General features: G+C 38.3%; 17 protein-coding genes and 2 tRNA genes. 11 read left to right on the forward strand and 8 right to left on the reverse strand.

Annotated elements, in window-relative coordinates; translation table 11 throughout:
- The first annotated feature begins 50 nt into the window (after nt 1-50).
- From GFH32_RS05295 to GFH32_RS05305, 3 genes are read left to right on the forward strand one after another with little or no spacing between them, the layout of a single operon-like run.
- Nucleotides 51-992 (forward strand): YbbR-like domain-containing protein, encoded by a 942-nt coding sequence (locus tag GFH32_RS05295; protein ID WP_228384223.1) that lies wholly within the window; start codon nt 51-53, stop codon nt 990-992.
- A gap of 1 nt (nt 993) precedes the next feature.
- Complete coding sequence (gene coaE, locus GFH32_RS05300; RefSeq protein WP_153510087.1) at nt 994-1,584, forward strand: dephospho-CoA kinase; 591 nt, start codon at nt 994-996, stop codon at nt 1,582-1,584.
- Between the two features lie 4 nt (nt 1,585-1,588).
- Nucleotides 1,589-2,560: an MBL fold metallo-hydrolase gene (locus GFH32_RS05305; RefSeq protein ID WP_153510088.1), complete on the forward strand. Its 972-nt coding sequence runs from the start codon at nt 1,589-1,591 to the stop codon at nt 2,558-2,560.
- A gap of 546 nt (nt 2,561-3,106) precedes the next feature.
- On the opposite strand, the gene GFH32_RS05310 is transcribed toward GFH32_RS05305, so the two are convergent.
- Together GFH32_RS05310 and GFH32_RS05315 are read right to left on the reverse strand one after the other, a co-directional pair.
- Nucleotides 3,107-3,179, reverse strand: a tRNA-Phe gene (locus GFH32_RS05310).
- Nucleotides 3,180-3,219: 40 nt separating this feature from the next.
- Nucleotides 3,220-3,295 (reverse strand) — tRNA-Phe (locus GFH32_RS05315).
- 185 nt (nt 3,296-3,480) lie between these two features.
- Between GFH32_RS05315 and mnmA the strand changes: the two genes are divergently transcribed.
- Nucleotides 3,481-4,578: a tRNA 2-thiouridine(34) synthase MnmA gene (gene mnmA, locus GFH32_RS05320; protein WP_153510089.1), complete on the forward strand. Its 1,098-nt coding sequence runs from the start codon at nt 3,481-3,483 to the stop codon at nt 4,576-4,578.
- A 284-nt stretch (nt 4,579-4,862) separates the two neighbouring features.
- Here mnmA and gap read toward each other — a convergent pair whose 3' ends face one another.
- From gap to pfkA, 3 genes are read right to left on the reverse strand one after another with little or no spacing between them, the layout of a single operon-like run.
- The gene (gap, locus tag GFH32_RS05325) at nt 4,863-5,861 is read right to left on the reverse strand and encodes a type I glyceraldehyde-3-phosphate dehydrogenase (protein ID WP_153510090.1); all 999 of its coding nucleotides are present in this window, start codon (nt 5,859-5,861) and stop codon (nt 4,863-4,865) included.
- A gap of 5 nt (nt 5,862-5,866) precedes the next feature.
- On the reverse strand, nt 5,867-6,715 hold the full coding sequence (locus GFH32_RS05330) for a hypothetical protein (protein WP_153510091.1): 849 nt from the start codon (nt 6,713-6,715) through the stop codon (nt 5,867-5,869).
- 3 nt (nt 6,716-6,718) lie between these two features.
- Nucleotides 6,719-7,702, reverse strand: coding sequence for a 6-phosphofructokinase (pfkA, locus tag GFH32_RS05335; protein ID WP_153510092.1), 984 nt, complete (start codon nt 7,700-7,702; stop codon nt 6,719-6,721).
- Nucleotides 7,703-7,841: 139 nt separating this feature from the next.
- Between pfkA and GFH32_RS05340 the strand changes: the two genes are divergently transcribed.
- The 6 genes from GFH32_RS05340 (at nt 7,842) to GFH32_RS05365 (ending at nt 15,692) form a co-directional block, all read left to right on the forward strand.
- The gene (locus tag GFH32_RS05340; protein ID WP_153510093.1) at nt 7,842-8,504 is read left to right on the forward strand and encodes an NUDIX hydrolase; all 663 of its coding nucleotides are present in this window, start codon (nt 7,842-7,844) and stop codon (nt 8,502-8,504) included.
- 162 nt (nt 8,505-8,666) lie between these two features.
- Nucleotides 8,667-9,263, forward strand: coding sequence for a TetR/AcrR family transcriptional regulator (locus GFH32_RS05345; protein WP_153510094.1), 597 nt, complete (start codon nt 8,667-8,669; stop codon nt 9,261-9,263).
- A 13-nt stretch (nt 9,264-9,276) separates the two neighbouring features.
- Nucleotides 9,277-10,599, forward strand: coding sequence for a TolC family protein (locus tag GFH32_RS05350; RefSeq protein WP_153510095.1), 1,323 nt, complete (start codon nt 9,277-9,279; stop codon nt 10,597-10,599).
- Nucleotides 10,600-10,620: 21 nt separating this feature from the next.
- The gene (locus tag GFH32_RS05355) at nt 10,621-11,679 is read left to right on the forward strand and encodes an efflux RND transporter periplasmic adaptor subunit (RefSeq protein ID WP_153510096.1); all 1,059 of its coding nucleotides are present in this window, start codon (nt 10,621-10,623) and stop codon (nt 11,677-11,679) included.
- A gap of 23 nt (nt 11,680-11,702) precedes the next feature.
- Nucleotides 11,703-14,873: an efflux RND transporter permease subunit gene (locus tag GFH32_RS05360; RefSeq protein WP_153510097.1), complete on the forward strand. Its 3,171-nt coding sequence runs from the start codon at nt 11,703-11,705 to the stop codon at nt 14,871-14,873.
- 228 nt (nt 14,874-15,101) lie between these two features.
- Nucleotides 15,102-15,692 (forward strand): hypothetical protein, encoded by a 591-nt coding sequence (locus GFH32_RS05365; protein WP_153510098.1) that lies wholly within the window; start codon nt 15,102-15,104, stop codon nt 15,690-15,692.
- Here GFH32_RS05365 and GFH32_RS05370 read toward each other — a convergent pair.
- Both GFH32_RS05370 and GFH32_RS05375 read right to left on the reverse strand, forming a co-directional pair.
- Nucleotides 15,689-16,528, reverse strand: a complete 840-nt coding sequence (locus tag GFH32_RS05370; protein WP_153510099.1) for an EamA family transporter — start codon at nt 16,526-16,528, stop codon at nt 15,689-15,691. The two genes, GFH32_RS05365 and GFH32_RS05370, sit on opposite strands and share 4 nt — an antisense overlap.
- Nucleotides 16,529-16,753: 225 nt before the next feature.
- Nucleotides 16,754-16,906, reverse strand: coding sequence for a hypothetical protein (locus GFH32_RS05375; RefSeq protein ID WP_153510100.1), 153 nt, complete (start codon nt 16,904-16,906; stop codon nt 16,754-16,756).
- 287 nt (nt 16,907-17,193) lie between these two features.
- Between GFH32_RS05375 and GFH32_RS05380 the strand changes: the two genes are divergently transcribed.
- Nucleotides 17,194-18,168 carry a YihY/virulence factor BrkB family protein gene (locus tag GFH32_RS05380; protein ID WP_153510101.1) on the forward strand — a complete coding sequence of 325 codons (975 nt, stop codon included), beginning with the start codon at nt 17,194-17,196 and terminating at the stop codon, nt 18,166-18,168.
- A gap of 1 nt (nt 18,169) precedes the next feature.
- On the opposite strand, the gene GFH32_RS05385 is transcribed toward GFH32_RS05380, so the two are convergent.
- Nucleotides 18,170-19,189: an ATP-grasp domain-containing protein gene (locus GFH32_RS05385; RefSeq protein WP_153510102.1), complete on the reverse strand. Its 1,020-nt coding sequence runs from the start codon at nt 19,187-19,189 to the stop codon at nt 18,170-18,172.
- Between the last annotated feature and the right edge of the window lie 9 nt (nt 19,190-19,198).

Raw genomic sequence — 19,198 nt, forward strand, 5'->3', positions numbered from 1 at the left:
GGATGGGGATGTAATTTTTAGTTTCAAAATAGTACATTTGTAAAATGGCTATGAGGCGTATCAGTAAAGTACAACGACGTAAATTATCTATTTTTTTACGTTGTATCCTTATTTCATTTCTAGCATGGACATTATTCGCAATCTCCAGCGATTACACTTTCTCTAAGAAGGCAAGTATGACCTATGTGAATTTGCCAGAAAGTAAAGCCTTCCATCCATTACAATCCGATACAGTCACGGTCAAATTAAAAATGTCTGGTTGGAAAGTTCTAATGGAGCGCGTTCGTCCGGATACTGCGAAAATACAAGTCGATCTAAGTGGATTGAAAACAAGAAATTTTATTGTGTTCGGTAGTCAAATCGGATTTATAAACCGTCAATTTCGACAAGAGGAACAAGTAATCGGAGTGTCTCCAGATACACTTTACTTTGACTTCTCTAAGCAAACACAACGAAAGGTTCCAGTGAAAGTCGTTCATAACCTGACCTTCCAAAAGCAATATGGCATCATTGGAGCTACCAAAGCAAGTCCAGAATATGTGACGATAACAGGCCCGTTAGATGATGTGGCAAGCATTGAATACCTAGAAACCGATACGATCAAGGGGAAAGATGTTAACACGGATGTGCGTACAGTTGCCTATTTGAATAAGCAGCAGCGTACGAACATTACAATCTACCCGACTTTCTCCGAAGTTGTGATTCCTGTCGGTGAAATCACTGAGAAGATTATTGAGTTACCATTAAAAGTCGAAAATGGTAAACAGTATACCTCCGTTCGTGTTCTACCTGGAAAAGTGAAGGCAACGATCTTAGTGGCCGTGAAAGATTATAATAAATGGACTTCCAGAGACTTTGAAGCTGTTGTTGATCTAGAAGCTTGGAAAGAGCATAAAGTTCAAAGTTTGCCGGTAATCATCACGAAGATTCCCGATTTCTGTCAAGTTATTAGTATTGAACCTCAAAATGTAGATTTCTTCGTTCGAAAATAATATGGGATTAAAAATTGGGATAACCGGAGGAATAGGTGTGGGCAAAAGCTTAGTTTCAAAGATTTTTAAGATTCTTGCTGTTCCAACCTACGACGCGGATAAAGAAGCCAAGGACATCATGATTCGAAGTGAAGCAGTGCGAGCTGCATTGATTGAGACTTTTGGTCCTGAAGTCTACTTTGAAGACGGAACGTTAAATCGAGTATGGCTTTCTTCACGTGTTTTTAAGGATGAAGTTGAATTGAAAAAATTGAATTCAATTGTTCATCCCGCTGTGATTAAGGCTGCTGAAGATTGGGCTGCCGCACAAAGCTCCCCTTACAGTCTAAAGGAAGCTGCGCTTTTGTTTGAAAGCGGGTCTTATAGAAGCTTGGATTATTGCATATTAGTAAGTTCTCCTGAAGAACTGCGTATTCAGCGAGTGATGCAACGAGATCAAGTGGATGAAGAAGAAGTGAGGCGACGAATAAGTAAACAAATGCCAGAAAAGGAAAAAGAGGCATTAGCCGACTTTATCATATATAACGATGATGACCACAGCTTGATAACACAAGTGATGGCATTACATCAACAATTCTTATCGAGTAAATAGCTGTATGGCTGAAATAATTGAAGATTTTCTAGTAAAAAAAGATCAAGGCTACTATTGTGCCTATGGTGATTTTTATATTGACCCGCTCTATCCGGTTCAACAAGCGGTTGTTTCGCACGCCCATGGTGATCATGCGAGCCCCGGACATCAAGCGATATATTGCACAGAAGCAACTGCTGCCTTTATGCAAATTCGCTATGCTAAACAAGCCTTGTCATCGTATCAGGTTAAAGACTTTGAACAAAAATTTCATCTCAATGGCGTTGACATTTTATTTTACCCTGCAGGACATATTCTAGGTAGCGCCCAAATACTGATGATTTATCAGGGAGTTCGGTATTTATATACCGGCGACTATAAACTTCAAGAGGATAACACCTGCGAACCTATAAAAATTGTTGAGGCTGATGTGTTGATTACAGAGACGACTTTCGCGGATCCAAATGTGAAGCATCCAGACCCTAAGGAAGAGATTTTGAAATTAGCTGTCGCAAGTAATATTATGTTGGGATGTTATTCGCTAGGGAAGGCTCAACGAATTACGGCACTGTTAAATCAATACCTTCCTGAAAAGGAAATCTTAGTACATCATAGTATGCTAGCGTTCCATCGCATTTATGATAAGTTCAACGAAGTCCCCATGAAATATGAACTCTATAATCGGAAGTCGATGAAAGGTGATGAGAAGAATAAAGTTTATTTGATACCTCCATTGACATTTAATAGTTATAGGCGAGCAAAAAATGTATTAAGGGTATTTGCATCGGGCTGGGCGAGACTTCAAGCAAGCAACGATCTTAGTTTATACCTTTCGGATCATGTTGATTGGGAGGATATTCTGACGTTTGTAAAGCAAGTAAAGCCTAGAGCTATTTGGACTTTACACGGTGATGGAAGGCAACTTCACGCACATTTATCTGATGATCTTATTATACGCGATATTTTTACGCAAACATATAGACCTGACTTTTGTTAGATAATTAATACTAACAAGGAAAACTATATGAACAAATTTTTTAGAGCATTAATTGCCGGTTGGGGAGCAAAAAAGATGGGGCTAGGTTGTTTTGGAACCATCGTCGTTTTTATTATTATCTATTATCTTTTAGGATATTTATAAAATTGAAAAAATGGCTAGTAGATTCTACTGGCCATTCTTATAAAACTAATACCCGAGCGGGTGAACATGAAACAAACCCTTACCAGTTTATTCCCTACATTAACTATTCGATCTTGACGATGTTTGTTGGAAAGGCAAGAATCTACGTTGTGTTTAACTTATACTAAGTTATCCAATAAGGGTTTGATAGTAAATACCTAGAATTCGGTATTTTAAACGGATGTCTATAAGTCATTAGCGCTTCGCGCAACTTTTCAGGTGTTTAATCCTGCCTGGGCGTGGACCTTTCACAAATTGAATGTATTGTCTGAAAAGTTTTTTGGAAACGAAGTTGTATGAATGTACCAGGTATTTTTAAGGCGCAAAAAAAAATCCCCTATCTTTTTCGATCGGGGATTTCTGTGGTGCCAGCTGGATTCGAACCAGCGACACAAGGATTTTCAGTCCTTTGCTCTACCAACTGAGCTATGGCACCTTTACAAGCTTTTGTTTTGAATCTGTTACTTGTCAGATTTTGGTGGTGCCAGCTGGATTCGAACCAGCGACACAAGGATTTTCAGTCCTTTGCTCTACCAACTGAGCTATGGCACCTTTTTCTGCACTTCCGTTACCGAACTTGCGTTGCAAATGTACCGTCTTTTTTCGAAATCTAAAACTTTTGTCAGATTATTTTTAAAGGTTTTTAGCAAATGGTTGATTTTGATTGAGATAAAATTACATCAAATAAACATTGGTATTCCTCATTTTACGGTATCTTTGCACTTCAATAAAATAATATGAGTAAGAAAGGGAGAGTATTGGTAGCCATGAGTGGTGGGGTCGATAGCTCGGTAGCGGCAGTTATGCTTCATGAACAAGGCTATGAAGTCATCGGTATTACGATGAAGACATGGGATTATGCAAGTTCAGGAGGCTCTTCAAAGGAAACAGGTTGTTGTAGTCTAGATAGTATCAATGATGCAAGAACTTTAGCTGTAAATTACGGATTCCCTCATTATATTCTTGACATTCGTGATGAGTTCGGCGATTACGTTATCGACAACTTCGTTGATGAATATATTGCAGGTAGAACGCCAAATCCGTGTGTGCTATGTAATACCCACATCAAATGGGAAGCACTAATCAAACGTGCAAATAAATTGGATTGTGAATTTATCGCAACAGGTCACTATGCGAATATTCGTTTACATGATAATGGACGCTATGTAATCTCTAAAGGTAGAGATGAGAATAAAGATCAATCCTATGTCCTATGGGGCGTGTCGCAGGAGAACCTAGCGAGAACACAATTTCCTTTAGGAAGCTTTACAAAGGCCGAGATTCGTCAAATGGCGTTAGAAATGGGCCAACAGGAGTTGGCTAATAAGTCGGAGAGTTACGAAATATGCTTTGTTCCCGATAACGATTATCGTTCATTCTTGAGACATAAAAAACCAAATTTAGATCAAGAAATTGGACCTGGGAATTTTATCCTTTCGGACGGAACCGTAGTTGGTCAACATATCGGATATCCATATTTTACGATTGGACAACGTCGAGGATTAGGTATTGCATTGGGAAAACCAATGTTTGTCATCCAGATTTTACCGGAGAGTAATTCGGTCATGCTAGGCGAGGAACATGAATTAGAAAAATCACAAGCGTTTGTCCGTGATATCAACCTTGTAAAATACGCTTCGATTGAACAACCAATGGAAGCAATTACAAAGATTCGTTATAAAGACGCCGGAGCGATTTCAACAATTACTCAACAAGGAAGTATCATGCAAGTCGATTTCACACATAACGTGAAGGGAATTGCGCCAGGTCAATCTGCAGTATTCTATGAAGGAGATGATTTACTTGGTGGTGGTTTCTTGATGAAACAAGACTAGTTAGAATAATTTATCAGTTATATAAAGCGAGACCATCGATAGCGATGGTCTCGCTTTTTTATTTTCTAGACAATGCATTTGGAAATAAGCTTAGGCCTAGCTGAGCCTTACCTTAAGCATACCTTAACCCTTGTTTTGTCGAATTAAAGGGCTTAGGTGTACGCGGAATAGGCATGAGCTGGATTTTAGAATAAGGGATGTCGTGGCTGTTGTCTTCAGGGGTAGATACAAAAAAAAGGGAACTCTATATAGAATTCCCTATTTTTTTAAATGCGTTTGGGAGATTAGCTTAATTTAGCAACCTCTTGCGCTAAGTCGATAATTTTGTTAGAATAACCCCATTCGTTATCATACCAAGAGATAACTTTTACGAAGTTGTCATTCAATGAGATACCAGCTTTAGCATCGAAGATTGAAGTACGCTCATCGCCTAAGAAGTCTGTAGAAACAACCTCATCTTCAGTGTAACCTAATATACCTTTCAAGTCACCTTCAGAAGCATCTTTCATTGCTTTTTTAATATCTTCGTAAGAAGCTGCTTTGTCTAAACGAACTGTTAAGTCAACAACAGAAACGTCAGCTGTAGGAACGCGTAAAGACATACCAGTTAATTTACCTTTTAATTCAGGTAATACTAAACCTACTGCTTTAGCTGCACCTGTTGACGAAGGGATAATGTTTTGGTAAGCACCGCGACCACCTCTCCAGTCTTTTGCTGAAGGACCGTCTACTGTTTTTTGAGTTGCTGTAACAGCGTGAACAGTTGTCATTAATCCTTCAACGATACCGAATTTATCGTTCAATACCTTTGCGATAGGCGCTAAACAGTTTGTAGTACATGAAGCGTTAGATACGATATTGTACTCAGGTTTCAAATCTTTATGGTTTACACCCATTACGAATGTAGGGGTATCATCTTTTGCAGGAGCAGACATGATTACTTTTTTCGCGCCAGCATCAATGTGTTTTTGTGCTAATTCTTTCGTTAAGAAGAAACCAGTAGATTCAATTACTACATCAGCACCAACCTCGTCCCATTTCAAGTTTGCAGGGTCTTTTTCAGCAGTAACACGGATAGTTTTACCGTTAACTACTAAATGACCATCTTTTACTTCAACAGTACCGTCAAACCTTCCATGTGTAGAATCGTATTTTAACATGTATGCTAAGTAGTCAGGCTCAACTAAGTCATTGATCCCTACTACTTCAATATCACTGCGTTTTACAGCAGCTCTGAAAGCTAAACGACCGATACGGCCAAATCCGTTAATTCCAATTTTCATTTTAACTAATTTTTATTTAAATAATATTTTAATAGGTTCTGTACAGGTTCACGAATAATAGTCCCCACATTGAGATGGTATTCCGCTGCTATCGCTCTCAGCCATTCGGAGTAATTATTGGCTACGGAGCCCGTAAAATGTAAGGTTACATCGGGATACGTCTCTGATAAAGGAACCAAATAGGTTTTTACATACGTGTCCAATCCTTTTTTTATAATATTCTCCATGTAGGGATCATCTTTGTTTTCTAAAAAGAAGTCCGCAAAAGAGGTTAAAAATATATTTGGGTTGGGTGTATTATAAACTTTATCTAAAATTGTTTTTCTGTCGATATTGTGTTTTCTCAATAATTTTTCTCGAAATCCTTGAGGCATAGATTCCGTTAGGAAATCTTTCAAGACGTATCGTGCTTGCCAGTTTGTCGACGCTTCGTCCGCCAGAATATAGCCTAAGCCATAGTTGTTTTCGATTATCTTACGACCGTTATAATAAGCTGCGTTGGACCCACTGCCGATGATACCAATAATACCCTTTTCGTTTCCAAATGTAGATATTGCCGAGGCAAGTACATCATGACTTGCTTTTACCTTCGCATTTTTAAAGAATTGCATAAAGACTTTTTCAATCTTGGCTTGTCTTTCACGCGAAGAGGCACCCGCACCGAAGAAATAAATCTTACGGATGCGTTCGGCATTATTAATAAGGTGCGTGTTTTTATTCAGTATTTGGTAGATAAATCGCTCGTCTTGTATATATGGATTAATTCCCGTTGTACGGAAACCGTGCAAAATTCGTCCCTTTTCTGCTAATCGCCAATCGGCATATCTTGATCCACTATATACTACTGCTATCATAGATTATATGTTCATTACTTCGGAAATTGTAATTAGCTCTTCGTCAAGTTTAAATTCTTTTCCTTTCAGGGCGTCTTCTAAACTGGTCGAGGTGATCTTACTGCCTCGGATTCCGACAGTGCCTTGGGAATTGCCACTTAACAATTCGTTGACTGCGAAATATCCCATACGGGTTGCTAGTATACGATCAAAACTACTAGGAGAGCCCCCTCGTTGCAGGTGTCCTAAGATACTAACTTTTGTGTCATAAAAATCAAATTTTTCTTTCACTCGTTTAGCTACATTATAGGCGCCACCGTTCTTGTCTCCCTCTGCTACAATAACGATCATCGATGTTTTGTTTCGTTCTTTAGCAACTTCCAGCATCTCAATAAGTTCGTCAATTGCAGTGTCTTTTTCGGGTAACATGATGGCTTCTGCACCACCAGCAACACCAGCATATAATGCGATACTGCCCGAGTCTCTACCCATTACTTCAACGAAAAATAAACGATTATGTGATGCCGCCGTATCTTTAATCTTATCAATTGATTCAATCACGGTATTGTTTGCTGTATCGAATCCTAGCGTGTAATCTGTACCAGCCAGATCATTGTCAATAGTTCCAGGGATACACATCACGGGGATATTGTATTCGTTGGAGAAAATTTGGGCGCCAGTAAAGGTTCCGTCACCACCTATTGCGACTAAGGCATCAATACCTGCAGCTTTAATATTCTCATAGGCTTTTTTACGGCCTTCAACGGTTCTGAATTCTGGACAACGTGCTGATTTCAACATGGTGCCACCTTTTTGCAAGATGGAGCTTACCGAACGGCTTACTAAGTTTTTAAAGTCACCCTCAATCATCCCTTCGTATCCTCTAAATATTCCTGTAACTTCTAAATCGTGGTAAAGCGCTGTTCTGACGACGGCTCGAATGGCGGCGTTCATACCGGGGGCATCGCCTCCAGAAGTATAAACTCCAATTCTTCTGATGTTGTTCATTAGGTTCCTCAATTTTTGAATTACGAATATAATGTGTATTTCTTACACTATTAAATTTTTTTGGTAATTTGTTTGTTGATTTATATAATTGTTAGGGTTATATTGTAATCCAAATTAATCAAATAAATAAATTTAGATTTTGCAGACGCATTTTACCATTGATTGTGTAATCTTTTCCTTCGATGAAGGCCAATTAAAGATACTTTTAGCAGAGAGAAATGAATATCCTTATAAGGAATGGTGGGCACTACCTGGATATTTTGTCAATAAATATGAAGAAATGGAAGATGCGGTTGCGCGTATTCTATTTGAGATGACTGGCTTAAAAGACATCTATATGGATCAATTAGCTGCATTTGCTGGCGTCAAGCGACATCCGGAGGGGAGAATTTTGACCGTTGCTTATATGGCCTTGGTACAAATGGAAGAGGTGAAGAATAAGATTGCGCCAACTTCCGATTACATGCGTCAACTGAAATGGTTTCCTGTTGCTGAGTTGCCCGAGTTAGCCTTTGACCACCGCGATATTATTAATCTAAGTTTGGAAAGATTGAAGAAGTCTGTTACATACTCAACAGCACCTTATGAATTATTACCTACGAAATTCACACTGACACAACTTCAACAAGTGTATGAATCGATACTCAATAAAAAGCTTGATAAACGTAACTTCCGGAAGAAGATCAATAACCTAGGTTATCTGAAGGAATTGAACGAATATCAGAAGGGAGTGTCCTATAGAGCAGCCAAACTGTACTCTTTTGACAAAAGGAAATTCCAAAAGCAATTTTCTCAAGATTAAATATTTAGTCCTTTTTTAGCCACATTTCCTGTTTAAAATGCTGCTTCATTGTTAAGAATGTGTTAAGAATCACTTTTTTGACAATTGAATGATATAATTTGCGATCATTTCTTTACTTTTGAACAATTTTTGAAAAAAGTCAAAAGATAAAAAAGGAGAGAAATGGAAAATCGTAAGGAACAAATCATTGAGGCGGCGTTGAAACGCTTCTCGCATTTTGGTTTTCAAAAAACCACAATGAACGAGATTGCTGAAGATTTGCGAATTACCAAAGCGAATCTGTACTACTATTATCCGGACAAAACCAGTCTAATTCTAGCGGTTTTACATTCTGTAATCGACAATATTCATGCAGATGAGCAAACACTTATCAATAAGTACAATGGTAATCTAATTGACACACTCGTTAGCATCTTGGAGATGCGCGCTTCATTTTTAAGAAAGTACTATGTTCTTCACATCGCCGAAAATTTAGATTGGTTGAAAGGTATGGATATTCAATGCACCATGGAAGGTTTCTATAATCGTGATGTGGAATGCATTTCTGCTTTATTTAAAAAGGCAGTTGATTCCGGTGAAGTGGCTTTAGAAAATGCAGCGGATGCAGCGGCGGCTTACGTTGAGTTAACAAAAGGGGTTAGTATTTTGCATACTGTATCGGATATTATTACCGGTATCCCGAATGAGCAAAATGTAGAACTGATCTTAGCGAGCCAAATAAGAGCGACGAAATTAATATTTGCAGGAAAAATAAAATAAGAATTACACATAAATGAAAAGGATAAATATAATCACACTGTTAGTAGCAGGAATTTTTTCAGGTTCTATGCTACATGCGCAGGAAACCTTGACGCTTCAAGAGGCTGTAAAGTTTGCATTGGAGAATAAGGCAGAGGCAAAGAAATCCAAATTGGATGTCGAAAATGCGCAGTATCAAATCGATGAGGTGCGAGCTGGCGCACTTCCGCAAATTAGTGGATCGGCATCTGTAAAGTATAATGCCATCATCCCAAGTATGCCTTTAGATATGGGAGGTCAGACTACCTATATCAAAATGGGACAGCCTTGGAATTCTACAGCCGCCATTTCTGTTAACCAACAGATATTTAATCAGTCCTTATTTACAGGATTGAAAGCTGCTAGAACAACGCGTGAGTTTTATGCAATCAATCATCAGCTGACTGAAGAGCAGTTAATTGAAAAAGTGGCGAATGCTTATTATGATGTATATACCACTCAATTGCAATTGGAAACGATTGATAGTAATTTAGGTAGTACAACTAAAACACGCGACGTAATTGCTGGTCTTGTGCAAGCTGGATTAGGTCGTAAGATTGATTTAGATAGAACAAATGTTGCGATTAACAATTTGCAGGCAAATCGCCAAATCGTTATCAATGCACTTGAACTAAAAGAGAATGCGTTGAAATTTGCAATCGGTATGGGTATGGAAACGGATATCGTTCTTCCGACAGAAACCTTCGATATCGATGCTGGATTGGCAGGATACGCAGTTTCTGAACTTAACAATCGTACAGAGATTCAGATTCTGGAGAAGCAAAATGAATTATTAGAATTGAATCGTCAAAATATTAAAGCGGATTACTATCCGAAATTATCATTTGGTGGCGATTTAGGATATACTGGATTTGGACAAGGGTTTCCATTAGGTGGAGATTTTAACTGGTTCGGAACGTCAGGTTTAGGTTTAAATTTATCTATTCCGATTTTCAACGGTGGTGCTACAAAAGCTAAAGTGAATCAAGCAACCATTAAAATCAAGCAAGCTCAAGTTGATTTAGAAGACACCAAATTAGCATTGAACTTAGCGAATGAAAATGCTCGCGCTCAAATTAAAAATAGTTTGTTGACAGTTGATGCGAATCGTCGCAATACACAGTTAGCCCAAGAGGTATTGAATGATACCAATAACAACTACAGAAATGGCTTAGCAACTTTGACAGAATTATTAGATGCAGAAAATGCGCTATCTGATGCTCAAAACAATTTGAACACTTCGCTATTAAATTATAAAGTTGCAGAGATCCAATTGATCAAAGCAAATGGAAAATTAAAAACATTAGTAAACGAATAATCACAACTCTTAATACTCATTATGAAACGCGCTTTAATTACAATTATAGTCATTGCATTAGCCCTAGGCGGGATAGTTTACTTGTTAAACAAGAACAAGGCTAAGGTAGAGCAAGAAACAGCTGTGGTAGCACAGAAAAATGCAGCAGTAGCTGTACGTATTGACACTGCAAGAAATCAACAAATGAGCTTGGCTTACCAAGCGAACGGTACTTTCATGCCTAAGCAAGAGGTTACCGTAGCTGCTGAAACAGGTGGTCGCGTTGTTCGTGTCCTAGTTGACGAAGGTTCTCGCGTTTCTGCGGGTCAAACTTTGGCAGTCGTAGAAGGCGATAAGCTAAATGTAAATGTAGCAAACGCACAAGCTTCTTACGATAATGCACAAGCGACATTACAACGTTATGAAAGTGCTTTAGCAACTGGTGGTGTTACACAACAACAAGTAGATCAAATGCGTCTTCAATTTGAAAATGCGAAAAATAACTTGAAGAGTGCAAAATTAACTGCTGGAGATGTTACTATCAAAACATCAGTAAGCGGTATTGTGAACTCACGTAAAATTGAACCAGGTGCATATGTTAGTGCAGGAACACCGGCATTTGATATCGTTAATGTAAGTACGTTAAAACTACGTGTGAATGTTGATGAAAAGAATGTGGCTACGTTACGTTTAGGTCAAACAGTTCAAGTGTTAGCGAGTGTTTATGTAGATAAAACATTCTCTGGTAAAATTACTTTCATCGCTCCTAAATCAGATGGTAGCTTAAACTTCCCTATTGAGATTGAAATTGCGAATAACCCGAACAATGATTTACGTGCAGGTATGTACGGTACAGCAGTATTTGGTGGCGAAGGTACAACATCAGCATTAGTGGTTCCTAGAAACGCTTTCGTTGGTAGTATCTCTGATAATAAAATATTCGTATTGAAAAATGGTAAAGCAATCGAAACGAAAGTAACTTCAGGAAGAAGTTTTGGAGATCAGGTAGAAGTAACAAGCGGTTTAGCTGCTGGCGACCAAGTGATTGTTTCAGGACAGATCAACTTGTTAGATCAATCTCCTGTGGAAGTGATTAAATAATTGTGCGAAACGAAAATTAAGACATGAAGATTACTGAAATATCCATAAAACGTCCCAGTCTGATCATTGTATTATTTATAATACTGACATTGGGCGGGATCTTCTCATACACCCAACTGGGGTATGAGTTAGTACCAAAATTTGAGGTAAACGTAATTACCATCCAAACAGTATATCCTGGAGCTTCACCGACAGAGGTAGAGAACACGGTTACTAAGAAGATTGAAGATGCGGTTTCCTCGTTAGAGAATATTAAAAAGTTAGAGTCAACGTCCATGGAGAATGTCTCTGTGGTAATGATTACGTTGAACGATGGGGCAGATGTTAACTTTCTTTTGACCGATGCTCAGCGTAAGATTAATACAATTTTGAAGGATCTTCCAGAAGATGTGGATCCTCCATCATTAAATAAATTCTCGCTTGACGACGTGGCAATCATGAGTCTTGCGGTAACATCGAAGTTGACCGAGAAAGAACTATATGATTTATTGGACAACAAGATTCAACCTATTTTTGCACGTATTAATGGTGTTGCGAAAGTTGACTTAGTTGGTGGTGAAGAAAGAGAAATTCAAATCAGTGTCGATGCTAAGAAATTAGAAGGATACGGATTATCGATTGGTCAAGTTCAACAAGTTGTTGCACAATCTAACCTTGACTTCCCTACAGGTAACGTAAGTACTCGCGATAGTAGAACTACAATTCGTTTAGCAGGTAAAGTTACTGACGTAGAAGAATTGAGAAATCTTCCAATAACGACACCAGCAGGCATAACTGTTTTTTTACGTGATGTTGCTGATGTTCAAGATGGGATTAAAGAAATTGAGAAAATTGCTCGATTAGATCAAAAGAATACCATCTTATTGCAAGTTTTCAAACAGTCTGATGCCAATGCAGTAGAAGTTTCTAAATTGGTAAAAGAGACGATTACTACCGTAGAGAAAGACTATGCTACCGATAACATTAAAGTATTAGTGGCGAATGACTCGACAGATTATACCTTAAATGCGGCAAACAACGTAATGCACGATTTAGTGATTGCAATTGCCCTGGTAGGTTTTATCATGTTATTCTTCTTGCATAGTTTACGTAATGCGGCGATTACGATGGTAGCTATTCCACTTTCATTGATCGCGACTTTTATTGGTCTATTATTAATGGGCTATACGTTAAACTTAATGTCTTTACTAGGTTTATCCCTTGTGGTAGGTATTCTTGTCGATGATGCGATCGTTGTTATCGAGAATATTCACCGCCATATGGAGATGGGTAAGAATAAAGTGCGTGCAGCTTATGATGGAGCAAAAGAAATTGGTTTTACTGTATCTGCAATTACCTTGGTTATTGTGGTCGTGTTTTTACCAATCGCCCTGTCTTCAGGTTTAGTAGCGAATATCTTAGCACAATTCTGTGTGACTGTTATTATCTCTACTTTGCTATCCTTGCTTGTATCTTTTACAGTGGTACCATGGTTATACTCTCGTTTTGGTAAATTAGAGCATATCAACGGAAACTCCTTCTTTGGACGTATCATTACTGGATTTGAAGCTGGACTTACTAAATTCACGCACTCGATTACGGGTATTCTAGAATGGTGTTTGAAAAGCAGAGCAACGAAATTAGCGACATTAGGTCTTTCGATATTATTATTTGTAGGCTCATGTAGTCTAGTAGGGATGGGATATATTGGTTCCGACTTTTTCCCTGCTTCTGATAAAGGAGAGTACTTAATTCAGTTAGAGTTAGAAAAAGATGCTTCATTAGAAAAGACAAACTTCTTGACACAAAAGGCTGAGGCAATTATTCTTGCGAAACCGGATGTTGAACGTGTTATTACTTCCGTAGGACAGTCTTCGGATGGGGTAATGTCGACTTCGGGTTCCCGTTATAAGTCGGAAATTCACGTTATCATGAAGGACACTTATACAGAAAACTCGAAAGTATATGCTGCTGTCTTACAACGTGAATTAGAAAACAAACTTGTTGGAGCTAAAATTAAGTCTGTTAATATGGGCTTAATGGGAGCGGAACAAGCGCCATTGAAATTGACAATTATCGGTTCTGATGTGAAAGATGCAGGAGAATTTGCTGCGAAAGCTGCCGACCTTTTACGTAAAGTTCCAGGTGCAACAAACGTCAAATTATCTTCTGAAAGTGGTAACCCTGAGATCAACGTAAAAGTTGATCGTGAGAAAATGACCTCATTAGGATTAAATGTTGCTACTGTAGGTATGACGATGCAAACAGCATTCTCAGGAAATACAGACAATAAATTCCGTGCTGGTGATAATGAATATGATATCAACATCCGTTTTGATGAAGCTAGTCGCTCAAATATTTCAGATGTTAGAAACTTGAAATTCATCAACCAACAAGGAACACCAATTGCATTAGAGCAATTTGCTAATATCAGCTATAGTTCGGGTCCAACCTTGTTAGAGCGTCGTGATAAATCGCCTGCCGTATCGGTTCAAGCATCTATCGTCGGTCGTACATTAGGTGAGATTGCTGGCGAATGGCAAGCAGAGTTTGAGAAGTTAGAGCGTAAGCCTGGGGTAGTATATATCTGGGGTGGTAATATGGAAAGTCAAGAAGAAGGTTTCGGTACCTTAGGAGTAGCTTTATTAGCTTCAGTCTTATTGGTTTACTTAGTAATGGTATCGCTTTATGATAGTTTCTCTACGCCATTTGTCGTGATGTTCTCAATTCCATTATCATTTATTGGAGCCCTATTGTTACTTGCATTAACGGGACAGTCGTTAAACATCTTTACGATTTTGGGGATTATCATGTTGATTGGTTTGGTGGCGAAGAATGCGATCTTATTGGTTGACTTTGCGAATCACCGTAAAGAACATGGCGATTCAACGCATGATGCGTTAGTTGCAGCCAACCATGCTCGTCTTCGTCCAATCTTAATGACTACAATTGCCATGGTTTTCGGTATGATTCCAATTGCAATGGCAACAGGTGATGGTGCGGATATGAACAGAGGTTTAGCAATCGTAATTATCGGGGGTCTATTATCATCCCTACTTTTAACCTTAGTTGTTGTTCCAGTCGTTTATTCGATCTTCGATAGTATTGGAAAACGCTTCGGTAAGAAAGAGAAAACAAATTACGAAGAGTTAATGACTGCAGAATTTGTGATGAATGAAGACTATGTTGACGAAATGGACGTTAAACATAATTAAACAGAACAATTAAAAATACCATATAGTGGAGGGCTGCCGAAAAGGTGGCCCTCTTTTTTTTGAATGCAAGATGTAATTTCAATTCGCGCCTATCGGAAAATAGAATACGATTATATCCCAACGGCTAATTACTTGATGTTTTATTATCGGATTGATAATAAATTTCTGAAGAGGCATTATAGAAACTCATCATTTTTCGTTATAATCGTTCGTATATAAAGAATCATTATGAGAACGATCGGCTTAGCTTTTATAATTTTGTTGTTTTTTTCGGGATGCCAATCTGAAAAGAAAAAGGAAGAGGTGAAAGATACTGTTGGGACACTTCCAAAATTAGATACGTTGGTGAAAGAGATTTCAACAGACATTGGAGTAGATAGTTTATTCAAGGGTATACCCGAGCAAGCGTTGCCATATGTGGATTCTACGAACTTTGATAATTTTAAACAACAGGGGATTTCTAACCCGACCCTGATTACGCTATTGAAATTCCAAGCCGACTATCCGAATTTGGAGGATATCAAGATTCGTTATCAAGTACGTTTTTCTGATGATATTCGTGGATTGGTTATTACTTACCCGATTAGTGGACAAGAATTGAATACGACCTTAATAATCATCAATAACAATAATCAGGTTGTTGATGAAATGGAAATCGCTTACGATGAGATAGCCGAGTCAGCAATACGTGAGTTGACTCTAATTGAAAAGGACAAGCTTAGTATCGAACACTGGAATTATTTCAGTGAAGAACCAACTGTTAAAAGAAAGGTTTACAGCATTCGTGCAGATGGCAAGCTTGTGCCATTAAAAAATTAATGTTTACGACTGAATACTGTTGTTCCAATACTTGCCATAACAACACATGCGATTGAGAGCCATTGGAAGCCCGTCAGGCGCTCTTGTAGGAAAATCAATCCAGATAAGGCGGCGAAGGCTGGTTGAAGGCTTGTCAATATAGAGAACGTTTTTGCGGGTAAGCGTTTTAATGCGACCATATCCAAAGAAAAAGGCAGAGCAGAAGACAAGATTGCTACTCCTAGGCCCTGTGCGAACAGCAAAGGCGTAATTTTAGTCAGTTGCCCATCCCATATAGCGAAGGGGATAATAAATGCTGCTGCAATTAGCATTCCGGTTGAAACGGCATCTTTACTATCCATCACTTTGGATACTTTACCGCCCATAACAATATATAATGCCCAAAAAGCCCCTGCTAGAAAAGCAAGGAATAGACCTAAAGTATCTATTGTTCCGCTGCCCCATGGTACTATCAATAATATGCCAGCGCAGGCTAACATTGCCCATAGAATATCTAATAATTTTCTCGACAATACTAAAGCTAGAAAAAGAGGACCAACAAATTCAATTGTAACACCTAATCCAAGCGGTATTTTTTGGATAGCCAGATAGAATATTAGATTCATAGCAGCAATCCCTAAGCCATATATGAAGCAATAAAGCCATTGCTTTTTTGTAAAACTGAATAAGTTAGGGCGATTGATTAGGAATAGAATAATTGCTGATAGACCGATACGTAATGTACTTGTGCCGATGGCGCCTAAAGTAGGGAATAGTCGTTTTGCTAGAGAAGCTCCTCCCTGTACACATATCATAGACGCTAAAGCAGCTGGTACTGCCATGTTTTTATTCTTCATAAAGGTTGTAGTTAATTAAAATCTAAAGACAAACGTTGGCTTTCATTTTTATAAGATTGATTGAATTAACTACCTGTACATGGGTTCATGGTCTTCTAATTTGAGTGCTAAAGATAAGAAATTGGAATGAGGTAGTGAGAGATTTAGGATTTAAGAATCTAAAAACATAGAGGAGCGTTCCGTATTGTATTAGAAAGGCGATACCGAAAGATATCGCCTTTTTATTTAATGGTCGTCGACTTTATTGGGGTTCGGAGGTAATGGGTTTGTATCCTTCTCTGGCCGTTTGCCAGTGTCATGTTCAACGTCCGTTTTCGTTTCTTCTTCTTTAGGATATTTTTTCTCTTCTTTCTCTTTTAACGTTTCTTTTTTACTCATCTCTGTCCTTTTTAATCTTACAACATACGAATAAGTAAAATGTTCGGTATTTCCATCAGAAACATCAATTTACGACCCCATTTTTGATTGAGAAGCATAGTCTCACTTGTGATATATTTCTCCTGTATTTCTAAGGGGAGTGAATAACAAATTATTGAATTAAAAGCTATGGGCTAAGTAAGAATAGATTATCCTAATTAGTGCCTCCCGATCACTTAGATAGATGTTTTTCAAAACAATTCTCGTTCGATCCTGTTTCATTAACTAGAAAAACAGCCTTAATTTATATGGAAAAGCAAAAGAAATCTAATTTCTTTAAAGACAGTTTTAATATTTTGAAAAACTCTGTAATGGGGTTTATGAACGAGGACAGCTTAAAGTATAGTGCGTCGTTAGCATACTACACGATTTTTTCATTAGGGCCAATTTTGGTTCTAATGATTTCACTGGCCGGAATCTTTTTAGGTGAAGAGGCTATAAAAGGGAAAGTTTTTACAGAACTCAATGGAATCGTAGGAGCGAGCGCTGCACGTCAGATTCAAGAGGTTATCAAGAATTTAGAGCTCTCCGGAAAATCTAATATGGCTTTGATTATTAGTATAGTGACGTTAATAATTGGGGCAACAACTGTATTTGGTGATATCCAAAACTCAATAAATAAGATTTGGCATGTACGTGCGAAACCTAAAAAAGGCTGGTTGAAAATAATTACAGACCGTCTGTTATCTTCATCTCTAGTGATTGGATTAGGGTTTTTATTAGTTGTAACGCTTGTTGTTAATGGAGTCATTCTAACACTTACGGATAGGCTTCTTCGTTATTTTCCTGACATGACAGTGTTTGTAATGGATGCGATTAATTTCCTATTGTCGTTTGGAATCACCTTTGTGCTTTTTGCTGTTATTTTTAAGGTATTACCTGATGTCAATATTAAATGGCGAACAGTACGTGCAGGGGCACTATTTACCGCTATTCTATTTATTTTCGGGCGATTATTGATTGGCCTATATCTCCAGAATTCGGATACAGAAACGACATATGGCGCTGCGGGCTCTATTGTGTTAATTCTTCTGTGGGTTTATTATACGGCGGCAATCCTTTATTTTGGCGCAGTTTTTACCCGTGAATATGCGACTTATAAGGGCGTCAGTATTGAACCATCAGAGTTTGCTGTACATGTGGAAACAAAAGAAATAGAAAGGAATGTAGATGAAATCCCCCCCGCGCCATTAACGACGGAGGAGACTGTTATTGAAAAGTAACTTAATCAGCATCAATTGCGGCGTAGAATTGTTCAACTCGTTTTTCAAGATCCGCTATAATTGCGCCTGAAAAGTCTTTTCCACCAAGTTGTATTGCATGGTATAAGGCACCGGGACTGAATACATTAACTTCCATTATTTTGTCGCCTACAATATCTAATCCGACCAAATACATGTTGTCGTTTTTTAACTTTTGGGACACTTGTTGCGTCAGGTTAAGTATGTCATCCGTAATTTCGGCGACTTGTGCTGTTGCGCCTTGATGAATATTACTGCGGATTTCATTCTCCGGTTGTACTCGTTTGACGGCTGCGAAAACACCATCAACAATCAACGGTTCCCCATCCAGCATGAAGAAACGTATATCTCCTTTTGGTGCTTCTGGCAAGTATTCCTGCGCGATCACATAGCCGTCGCGAGCAATGGCCTCTACTGTTTGTTTCAGATTTTGGCGCTCATCATATTTGATCATGAATACGTTTTTTCCACCCGACCCTTTCAAAGGTTTTAAAATAATCTTGTTGTTTTGTTCTTCTAGAAACCGAAGTACATCTTCATGATTTCGAGTTACCATGGTTTTAGGCCTGACGGATTTTGGGAAATTCTCTAAATAAAGCTTATTATTTGCCTGAACTAGATTGTCTGGATCATTGATCACGAATCCACCATTTTTCTTAACAAGCTGTGCGAATTGAATTCCGCTAGCTGCTGCCCAAGGACGATTGATCATGTCTAATGTTGGATCAAATCGAAGCCATAACACTTCGACATCTGCCAAATCGATACGCTGTTTTTTGCTATCTTTTAAATACTTCATGAGTTTCTCACCAGAATCAACTCGGCTCTCAGGTTCAACAACCCGACAATGTGCCAAGACACGTTGCTCATCCTCATAAATAAAGTCAGCCAGCCCAATATATAATACGGTATGGTTACGCTCTAACGCCTTTAATGCAAGTATAGTTGTGGTGAATTTTTCTTCTTCTTTGTGGGTTTGATTGATTAAGAATGCTATTTTCATACAAATGCT

This window comes from Sphingobacteruim zhuxiongii, from assembly GCF_009557615.1.
Lineage (GTDB): Bacteria > Bacteroidota > Bacteroidia > Sphingobacteriales > Sphingobacteriaceae > Sphingobacterium > Sphingobacterium zhuxiongii.